9 protein-coding genes are annotated in these 10,117 nt (G+C 36.3%); 7 read left to right on the top strand and 2 right to left on the bottom strand.

Going from position 1 to position 10,117, the window contains the following annotated elements:
* From H593_RS21450 to H593_RS0115485, 6 genes are all read left to right on the top strand, one after another.
* Positions 1-100 (top strand): DUF559 domain-containing protein (locus tag H593_RS21450; protein WP_281168586.1); only part of this gene is annotated, 100 nt, incomplete at its 5' end.
* 558 nt (positions 101-658) lie between these two features.
* The gene (locus H593_RS0115505; protein WP_028873257.1) at positions 659-1,234 is read left to right on the top strand and encodes a cob(I)yrinic acid a,c-diamide adenosyltransferase; all 576 of its coding nucleotides are present in this window, start codon (positions 659-661) and stop codon (positions 1,232-1,234) included.
* Positions 1,235-1,397: 163 nt separating this feature from the next.
* On the top strand, positions 1,398-1,619 hold the full coding sequence (locus H593_RS0115500) for a DUF2795 domain-containing protein (RefSeq protein ID WP_010177336.1): 222 nt from the start codon (positions 1,398-1,400) through the stop codon (positions 1,617-1,619).
* 493 nt (positions 1,620-2,112) lie between these two features.
* On the top strand, positions 2,113-5,469 hold the full coding sequence (secA, locus tag H593_RS0115495) for a preprotein translocase subunit SecA (protein WP_028873256.1): 3,357 nt from the start codon (positions 2,113-2,115) through the stop codon (positions 5,467-5,469).
* Positions 5,470-5,927: 458 nt separating this feature from the next.
* Positions 5,928-6,605: a hypothetical protein gene (locus tag H593_RS0115490; RefSeq protein ID WP_028873255.1), complete on the top strand. Its 678-nt coding sequence runs from the start codon at positions 5,928-5,930 to the stop codon at positions 6,603-6,605.
* A gap of 223 nt (positions 6,606-6,828) precedes the next feature.
* The gene (locus H593_RS0115485; RefSeq protein WP_028873254.1) at positions 6,829-8,334 is read left to right on the top strand and encodes a phytoene desaturase family protein; all 1,506 of its coding nucleotides are present in this window, start codon (positions 6,829-6,831) and stop codon (positions 8,332-8,334) included.
* Between the two features lie 6 nt (positions 8,335-8,340).
* Here H593_RS0115485 and H593_RS19490 read toward each other — a convergent pair whose 3' ends face one another.
* Positions 8,341-9,192, bottom strand: coding sequence for a prenyltransferase (locus H593_RS19490; protein ID WP_051229776.1), 852 nt, complete (start codon positions 9,190-9,192; stop codon positions 8,341-8,343).
* Between the two features lie 187 nt (positions 9,193-9,379).
* On the opposite strand from H593_RS19490, the gene H593_RS0115470 reads away from it, so the two are divergent.
* On the top strand, positions 9,380-9,784 hold the full coding sequence (locus tag H593_RS0115470; protein WP_028873253.1) for a hypothetical protein: 405 nt from the start codon (positions 9,380-9,382) through the stop codon (positions 9,782-9,784).
* Positions 9,785-9,938: 154 nt separating this feature from the next.
* Here H593_RS0115470 and H593_RS20865 read toward each other — a convergent pair whose 3' ends face one another.
* Complete coding sequence (locus H593_RS20865) at positions 9,939-10,079, bottom strand: hypothetical protein (protein ID WP_157588903.1); 141 nt, start codon at positions 10,077-10,079, stop codon at positions 9,939-9,941.
* Positions 10,080-10,117: the final 38 nt, after the last annotated feature.

Here is a 10,117-nt window from a genome sequence, read left to right as displayed (position 1 = left end):
TGCTAAGGAAAAATTAATTATTGAATTGGATGGCGAGGTGCATTATAATGCAGACGCACAAGACTATGATCATCAGCGAACAGAATATCTTGAAAGTTGAGGTTACAAGGTTTTAAGATTTGAAAACAAAATGGTTTTTGATAATTTGAAATCTGTTTTTATAGAAATTAAAGCCTGTTTTGGATGGTTTAAAGAGGATTGAATTTAGAGGACTTCTAATTATAGACTTGGATGTACTCCTGTAAAGCAACTCCTCTTAATTCAAAACTAGTTTTGAATTGTTCTCCTCTTTGAATAAAGAGGAGCGCTCACTAACTCAGAATATATGGCTAGACTGTTTAAAACTTAGACCAAGCTAGCTCCTCCATTCTTTGCGAAGGGAGGACAGATTTAGCAAAGCTAAATCAGGAGGGTTTGAAAGACAACAAAGCATTTTTAAGTTTACATTGTGATTGCCTTAAGTATTTAAAAAAAAACAATCAAATAACCATCTCGTCTTTGCTCCTCTTTCTTGGGAGCAAATCCACTTCTCCTTGAAAAAAGGAGGACAATTAAAAATCAGTAGTACTAATTACAATAGAGTAAACTTTGGAGCATTGCGCCTCTTCGAGAAAAAACTAATCCGTAACTTTGGTTCCATAACTTAGAAAACCTCAGAATGAAAATATACACAAAAACAGGAGACAAGGGTACAACTGCTTTATTTGGTGGCACAAGGGTTCCAAAACATCATATTAGAATTGACAGCTACGGAACCGTTGACGAACTCAATTCTCACTTAGGACTCATTAGAGATCAAGACATCGACAACCACTATAAAGAGCTGCTTATTGCCATTCAAGACCGATTATTTACTGTCGGTGCAATTTTAGCAACAGACCCTGATAAGGCAACGCTTAAAAACGGAAAGGAACGCCTTAATATCCCCAAAATTTCTGAAGGCGATATTGAACGCTTAGAGCATGAAATGGACCGCATGAATGAGTCGCTTCCTGAGATGACACATTTTGTGTTACCTGGTGGTCATCAAACCGTGTCATTCTGTCACATAGCGCGTTGCGTCTGCAGAAGAGCAGAACGTTTAGCAAGTGCTTTGAATGATTTAGAACCGTTTCAACCTGAAAGCTTGAAGTATCTCAACCGCCTTTCTGACTACCTCTTTGTATTGGCACGAAAGTTGTCTTATGACTTGAAAGCCGAAGAGGTCAAATGGATTCCGCAGAAGGAATCTTAAACAGTCCACTTTGCAGAATAAAGTATAGATTCTACTCGGCTCAGTCAAATATAAATATCAGTAAAAACATACGTTCTTTAAAATTTTTATTTAATTAATTCACTTTTTTCTTGACTTTCTCAACTATAATTTTATTTTTGCAGAAATTTAAAACGCATAACACATGTATTGGACATTAGAATTAGCATCGTATCTAAGTGATGCGCCTTGGCCAGCGACTAAAGACGAATTAATTGACTACGCTATTAGAACAGGAGCTCCTTTGGAAGTTGTTGAAAACCTACAAGCGATAGAAGACGAAGGCGACTCTTATGATTCCATTGAGGAAATCTGGTCTGATTACCCAACAGATGAAGACTATCTTTGGAACGAGGACGAATATTAAGTAATTTGAAGTTCAAATTACATTAAACCTAACATAAAAGTTAAAAAGTCTCATTTTGAGGCTTTTTTTGTGCCCAAATTTTAAAAGAACTGATCTTGACTTTTTGTTTTGAACCTAAAAGTGCAGCTTTCGTATTATAATAGAAGTGTTTTTTATCAACATGGCAGCGCTACGTTGATAAAAAAGAGTAAAATAATAGTCTAAAACGGGAATTTTGCAGGTAAAATAAAAAGTGAATATGAGTTCAATATAACTAACACAAATCATATCTTTGAGGTCTAACAATTTTGAAGATAAGAGGTGGTCTAAAAAACACAACACTCGTGCCTACATGAACTCGTTTCAGATTCTCACACAAATGATGTACCAAAATCATGAGGTTTGAAATCAAAGATTCATAATTACTTTAAAATAAAAGTAGATGAATACACAAGTTCAGAATGACGAATCCAAGTTTTTTTTTAGACGATTTCATTAAAATAAATAAACACCAATGAGTTTTTTAAATTCAGTATTAAAAGTATTTGTAGGAGATAAATCTAAACAAGATGTTAAGGAACTCTCTCCTATTGTAGCACAAGTAAAAGCATTTGAAAGTGCACTTGAGCAATTATCTCACGATGACTTAAGAGCAAAAACAGAAGCATTCAAAGCTAAAATTACAGAAGCTCGAAAGCCACTTCAAGACAACATTGATCAGTTAATGAAAGATGCTGAAGCGACAGAAGATATTGATGCAAGAGAAGATATCTACGTAGAAATCGATAAAATTAACGACGACATCTATACGGTTACAGAAGAGGTTTTGACGTCTATTATGCCAGAATCCTTTGCTGTGATTAAAGAGACCGCAAAGCGTTTTGTTCATAATACAGAAATCTCTGTAACGGCAAGCGAGTTTGATCGCACTGTTTCTGGTAACAACGATTATGTCACTTTAAATGGAGATCAAGCGGTTTGGGCCAATTCTTGGGATGCCGCAGGTAAGCCAATTATTTGGGACATGATTCATTATGATGTGCAGTTGATTGGTGGTACAGCGATGCATCAAGGTAAAATTGCAGAGATGCAAACTGGTGAAGGTAAAACCTTAGTGGCAACACTCTCTGTGTATTTAAATGCACTTGCTGGTAAAGGGGTACACTTAGTCACGGTAAATGATTACTTAGCAAAACGTGATAGCGCTTGGATGGCTCCAATCTTCCAATTTCATGGAATGAGCATTGATTGTATTGATTATCACCAACCCAACAGTGAAGCCCGTCGTAAAGCGTATCAAGCAGATATTACTTACGGTACAAATAACGAATTTGGTTTTGATTACCTAAGAGATAATATGGCCAATTCACCAGATGATTTGGTACAACGTCCGCATCACTACGCCATTATTGATGAGGTAGATTCTGTATTAGTAGATGACGCTAGAACGCCTTTGATTATTTCTGGACCAATTCCACAAGGCGATCGTCATGAGTTTACAGAGTTAAAACCTAAGGTTGATGATATTGCAAGCGTTCAAAAGAAAGAATTAGTTGGTGTACTTGCCGAGGCTAAAAAATTGATTGCTGCAGGCGATACAAAAGAAGGTGGTTTCCTATTATTGCGAGCGTATCGAGGAATTCCGAAGAATAAAGCATTGATTAAATTCTTGAGTGAAGAAGGGATGAAGGCATTACTTCAGAAGACTGAAAACTTCTACATGCAAGATAATAACAGAGAAATGCCAAAAGTGGACGCAGAACTCTACTACGTTATCGAAGAGAAAAACAATCAAGTTGAATTAACAGATAAAGGTGTTGAATACATCTCCGGAAAAGATAACCCAGATTTCTTCGTCATGCCCGAAATCGGGATGGAAATCTCTAAAATTGAGTCTAAAGGCTTAACAAAAGAGGAAGAAGCTGAGGAAAAAGAAGGCTTGTTTAGAGAGTTCGGAATCAAATCTGAACGCATCCACACACTCAACCAATTACTAAAAGCCTACGCATTATTTGAAAAAGACATCCAATACGTTGTGATGGACAATAAAGTGATGATTGTAGATGAGCAAACTGGTCGTATTATGGATGGTCGTCGTTATAGTGACGGTTTACACCAAGCGATTGAAGCTAAAGAAAATGTAAAGATTGAAGATGCCACCCAAACTTTTGCGACGGTAACACTTCAAAATTACTTTAGAATGTACCGCAAACTATCCGGTATGACAGGTACAGCGGTTACTGAAGCTGGAGAGTTGTGGGAAATCTATAAATTGGATGTTGTTGAAATCCCAACCAACAGACCCATCGTAAGAGATGATAAACAAGATTTAGTTTACAAAACAAAACGTGAAAAATACAATGCCGTTATTGATGATGTAACACAATTATCACAAGCCGGTCGTCCAGTACTTATTGGTACAACCTCGGTTGAGATTAGTGAGTTATTGGGTAAAATGTTGAGTATTCGCAAAATACCTCACAATGTCTTAAATGCAAAACAGCATAAAAAAGAGGCAGAAATAGTAGATGAAGCAGGTAGAACAGGACAAGTCACTATTGCCACCAACATGGCTGGTCGTGGAACAGATATTAAGCTAACTGATGCCGTAAAAGCAGCTGGAGGTTTAGCCATTGTAGGTACAGAGCGTCATGATTCTCGTCGTGTGGATAGACAATTACGTGGTCGTGCAGGACGTCAAGGAGATCCAGGAAGTTCACAATTCTACGTATCTCTAGAAGATAATTTAATGCGTCTATTTGGTAGTGAACGTATTGCCAAAATGATGGACAAAATGGGATTACAGGAAGGTGAAGTGATTCAGCATTCTATGATTTCAAAATCTATTGAGCGTGCACAAAAAAAAGTGGAAGAAAATCAATTTGGTGTTCGTAAGCGTTTACTAGAATATGATGATGTGATGAATGCGCAACGTGAAGTTGTTTACAAACGTCGTCGTCATGCCCTAGAAGGTGATCGTCTTCGTGTGGATTTAGCAAATATGATTTATGATACTTCAGAAGGTATCACAGAAGCTAACAAAGGCGCTGAAGATTTCAAGAACTTCGAGTTTGAGTTGATCAGATACTTCTCAATGAGTTCACCTATTTCTGAAGCTGAATTTGGAAAACTAGCCGTTCAAGATATTGCTGGCAGAGTGTATAAAGCAGCATTTGAGCACTACAGAGCAAAAATGAAACGCAATGCAGAATTAGCATTCCCAGTCATTGAGAATGTGTATTTGACTCAGCGTGATAAATACAAGCGCATTGTGGTCCCTTTTACAGATGGTGTAAAAAACTTACAAGTGGTCACAGATCTTGAAAAAGCATATGAGACTAAAGGAACACAATTAATCAATGATTTTGAAAAGAACATTTCATTAGCGATTGTTGATGATGCTTGGAAAACGCATTTACGTAAAATGGACGAGTTAAAGCAGTCTGTTCAATTAGCTGTTCATGAGCAAAAAGACCCCTTGTTAATTTACAAGTTTGAAGCATTTGAGTTATTCAAAGTCATGATTGACCAAGTCAATAAGGATGTCATCTCCTTCTTATTTAAAGGAGAATTACCTCAAGAAACGCAAAACACTATTCAAGAAGCTAAAACGCGTAAGCAAGAGAATTTACAAACACAAAAAGACGACATTCCTAATATGGATGAACGTGCTGCGCAAAGCAGAGCTGTTGGTTCTGGAGCGTCTCGTCAACAAGATGTTGTAGAAACAATCGTACGTGATAAGCCAAAAATTGGTCGTAATGATCGCGTGACTATTAAGCACGTGATGAGCGGAGAAAACAAAACGGTTAAGTATAAGCAGGCTGAGCCATTAATCGCTAAAGGCGAATGGGTTTTGATTGAGGAATAGTCGCTAAGCGACATTTGGTTATTCTTACTCAGGTGTAAAAAAAAAAAAAAAAAACGGATTGTCATTACTAAAAAGACTCCTGTCACATTGAGCGGAGTCGAAATGCTGTAAAACTACGGGATTCTTAAAACTTCGCAATATCTTAAATAAATATTATAATTTTACACTAGATGTAGAATCCAAAAATCCCGAATTAATCTTCGGGATTTTTTTGTTAAAGGGCATTACAGACAAGATGAAGCCATTTGTTAATTATGATTATGATCTATAAAAGTGTGTATATTTTAGTAACTTTAGGAATGATAAATGAGTATTGCACCACATAAATAGTTTTGCTTTCTTATTGCACTGCTAAAAAATCAGTAAAACATGAAACGAGCATGTTCAAAATTTCATCAACCAAAAGAATGATTAATTGCGAACGGCATGTCACATTTAAAACCAATAAATATATACATATGAAACATATTATTATAGCCTTTATTTTTACAGGAATTTTAATGTCTTGTAATTCATCAGACAAAAAAAATACGACAACTGAGAACTCTTCTGAAATGGAAACCACAGAAAAACGCACATCAAATGATAGCATTAGAGAATTAAAGTCTATTGTTACTGATGCTGATTTAATCGCCACAGCATTACTATCTGCTCCCGAAGAAAGCAGATCTGAATCTAAAGTCATTGGATATAATATGAAAGGAGAATTTGTAACCCTTAAAGAAGGTAATAACGAGTTTATTATTCTTGCAGATGACCCTAACAAAAGCGGATTTAGTGCAGCATGTTATCATAAAGATCTTGAACCATTCATGGCAAGAGGAAGAGCATTAAAAGCAGAAGGAAAGACACCACAGGACATATTTGAAATCCGAGAAGAAGAAATGAAATCAGGTGCACTTAAAATAACTACGGGAGCAACGTTGCACATTTACTCAGGAGCAAAAACAGCATTCGACCCTGAAACCTTTAAAGTAGATGGCGCAAAACTACGTTATGTGGTCTATATGCCTTTTGCAACTTCAGAATCTACTGGTTTACCAGAAGCACCTGCAGCTTCAAATCATCCTTGGATTATGAATCCTGGAACTCACAGAGCACACATAATGATTTCGCCTTTGCCAGAAGAAAAATAATTAGTATTCGTAATGTTTTGATTGGAGTTTTGGCTTATTAATTAGAAAGTCTTTGACTGGAAAGCAGATTAAGGTTTCATTCAGGTTTGTCATTCCCTTACGTAAGAATCTAAATCCCGAACTCACCTTCAGAATTTTTTTGTTTAAACAAATACACCATTAACTTCCACAATTACTACTCAAATAATTTCACAGCATTTAAAGCTTCATTATCTTTGCAGAAGTGAAAAAGAAGATCATTATTATCGGCTCTGGAATTGGAGGTCTAGGTTCTGCTGCATTGTTAGCTAAATCTGGTTATGACGTGACCGTCATTGAAAAAAATACTACACTTGGTGGTCGTGCTAATATTTTTGAAGCCGAGGGTTACACCTTTGATATGGGACCATCGTGGTACCTCATGCCAGACGTATTTGAGCATTACTTCAAATTACTAGACGAAGACATTTCTAAACATTTAGATTTGGTTAAGCTCTCGCCTTCTTACCGCGTATTTTTCTCTAATGACAACGAATTACCTGTCGTTGATATCCATTCTAATCTCGAAAAAGACTTACCGCTTTTTGAGCAGTTAGAACCCGGTATTACGCCTAAGATTAAAGAGTATTTGAAACGTTCTGGTGAGCAGTATGAAATGGCCAAGGAAACGTTCATGTATCGAAATCTCGGATTCTCATTAGATTTTTTGAAATGGGATGTGATTAAAAAAGGGATTGAACTCAATCCGTTTCAAACCATGCAATCCTATTTAAATAAATGGTTTAAAAGCGAGCGCGTAAAAAAGATATTAGAATATACATTGGTGTTTTTAGGTTCTGATCCTGCCAAAACGCCTGCCATGTACAACATTATGAATGCCATAGATTTCAATATGGGAGTGTACTATCCTAAAGGTGGTATCTATGAGATTGTAAAAGCATTGGTCAATATAAACAAAAAGCATGGTGTTCAGTTTATGACGAATAGCCCTGTGTCCAAAATTATAGTGACAAAAAATAAAGCAACAGGTGTTCTACTCGACAACGGAACGACTTTAGAAGCTGACCTCATTATCTCAAATGCCGATTTATGGTTTACAGAAACACATTTATTGGAAAAGCGTCATCAAACCTATCCTGAACGCTATTGGGAAAAGGCTGTTTTGAGTCCGAGTGCGTTTATTATGTATCTTGGTTTAGATCGCGAGTTAGAGATTTTAAGTCATCATAATTTGCGTTTTGGTGGTGATTGGAAACAAAATTTCAAGGAGTTGTTTGATACACCTCAACTTCCGGAAGATCCTAGTTATTACATCTGTAAGCCTACAGAAACGGACCCTGACTTAGCACCTCCAGGCACGGATAATTTATATGTTTTGGTACCTATTCCTCCGGGTTTAACGCTTTCCGAAGCCGATATGAGTAATTACCGACAGAAGATTTTAAATTTGATGAAAACGGACTTAAAACTACCAGAAATTGAAGATTATATTGTGTATGAGCGGTCTTACTGGAGCGACGATTTCCGAAGAGATTATAATGCTTACCAAGGCACTGCTTTAGGATTAGCCCACACACTTAAACAAACACTAAGACGACCACTCAACTATAGTAAAAAAGTAAAAAACCTGTATTATGTGGGTGCTGGCACGAGCCCTGGGATTGGGATGCCTATCTGTTTGATTTCGGCCGAACTCGTCTATAAGCGCATTCAAAAGATTAAAACACCTAAACCTTTAGAATCTCTATAGTCGCAACTATAGTATTTCTTTAAAAAACATATAGAAAAATAAAATTGCTCCAGAAGCGACATTGATTAAAGGGAAATAAGTGTAGTATTTAAATAGTTTCGAAACGTTATTTATACTCAATAATACGATCACTGTATACACTAGACCAAAGACAATGGCGATATACCCAATATAATAGAATCCAATAGATGCCGAGATCACATACGCTATTAAACAAAACCACAAGGCATTTTTCTCACCGAGCATAATGGCTAAGGTATTTACACCCGCTTTTTTATCTGCTTCAATATCTGGAACTGCAGAATAGGTTTGCATCCCAAAAGCCCAAATAAGACCTCCAAAGACTGCTAACCATTCTATGTTTGTATTTCCTGTGATAAAAAAGCCAACGAGCGCAGGCGATACATATATTATCGCTGAAAATAGCACATCTAAAGGTGGTTTACTTTTTGCTCTTATAGGCGTTGCGGAATAAAATAATCCAGTAAACAAGAACACCAATAGAGCTAATTTTGCTGGTCCATTAACCATAAAAAATAAGGGCAAAAATGGAATCAATAGCGATAACATGATGTTCCATAAATTTCTATGTTTTTGAAGTGGTAACACCGATTCGTATTTTATCTTTTTATCGTTATAAATGTCGGTTTGATAATCGTAGATATCATTTACGCCATAAATAAAAACATTTGCTGGCAACGAGAAAAATATACCAAAAGCTATTAAAAGTAGTGTTGTGGTATCATCATACAAGAATAGATTCCCTGAAGATATCACACCAACAAGAAACGTACCGAGCACATACATCCAAAATCTTGGTCTAGATAAAAAAAATATTTCTTTAAACGTTAGTTTCATAGTCGTGCAAAAATAGGATGATAGAATGGTTTAAGCTAAGGATTTAAGATTTTTTGTTTAATTATTTAATTTAAATGCTAAACAAAATAAGCTATATTTTTCCACTTGACCCAGAATTCAAAAATATTGAAGGGTTATTTGATATTTTTTATTACCTTGAAATACAGCTAACTAATCACTTGACATCATGAAAAATAGTCTAGCAACCATCGTGGGCTTCATCGCAGCTTCATTAACCGTTTACATATTTGAAACCCTCATTGGTCATCAATTATTTCCATTTCCAGAAGGTGCAAATCCAATGGATATGGAATGGATAAAAAACAATATGAATCGTATTCCTACAGGCGCAAAAGTGATGGTTGTGATTGGTCATTTTATGGGTATCATGGCAGGAATGTTTATTGCTGGCTTAATCTCAAAAACGAGTCTAGTGCCAGCTTATATTGTTGGTGGTTTGATGCTTGCTGCAACTGTATTTAATATCATCATGTTACCAAAAGCGTTATGGTTTAGTAGTTCTGATATTGTGCTTGCAGTTGCTGGGTTATGGATTGGGAAGTCCTTGGCTCAGCGTCAGTTGAAAATTTAATAAAAATTTTGACTACTACGATCTCTATTTTTCATTCCTGCGAAATTGACGATTCAAGAACTCCGTAAAAATGCCACTGTAGGTGTTTTTTACTTGCCACTGTTGGTATTTTTCACCAACAGTTTTCCTCATCGTCACATGTCTTGTTTACATATTATTTGTTGGTGGAAAACACCAACAAAGGCTCAATAAAATTACCACTGTTGCTGTTTGCTCCTTTGCCTCTGTTGGTGTTTTTCACTTGCCACTGTTGGTGTTTTTCACTTGCCACTGTTGGTGTTTTCTCACTTGCCACTGTTGGTGTTTTTCACCAACAGTCTTCCTCATCGTCAC

Source organism: Psychroserpens burtonensis DSM 12212 (genome assembly GCF_000425305.1).
GTDB classification, from domain to species: domain Bacteria; phylum Bacteroidota; class Bacteroidia; order Flavobacteriales; family Flavobacteriaceae; genus Psychroserpens; species Psychroserpens burtonensis.
This window is presented reverse-complemented; position numbering and strand designations above follow the sequence as displayed.

What these genes read in the sequence shown, in the direction of transcription:
- H593_RS0115505 (WP_028873257.1), top strand. Translation starts at nt 659, where the DNA reads ATGAAAATATACACAAAAACAGGAGACAAGGGTACAACTGCTTTATTT.
- H593_RS19490 (WP_051229776.1), bottom strand. Translation starts at nt 9,192, where the DNA reads ATGAAACTAACGTTTAAAGAAATATTTTTTTTATCTAGACCAAGATTT.
- H593_RS0115490 (WP_028873255.1), top strand. Translation starts at nt 5,928, where the DNA reads ATGAAACATATTATTATAGCCTTTATTTTTACAGGAATTTTAATGTCT.
- H593_RS0115500 (WP_010177336.1), top strand. Translation starts at nt 1,398, where the DNA reads ATGTATTGGACATTAGAATTAGCATCGTATCTAAGTGATGCGCCTTGG.
- H593_RS0115470 (WP_028873253.1), top strand. Translation starts at nt 9,380, where the DNA reads ATGAAAAATAGTCTAGCAACCATCGTGGGCTTCATCGCAGCTTCATTA.
- secA (WP_028873256.1), top strand. Translation starts at nt 2,113, where the DNA reads ATGAGTTTTTTAAATTCAGTATTAAAAGTATTTGTAGGAGATAAATCT.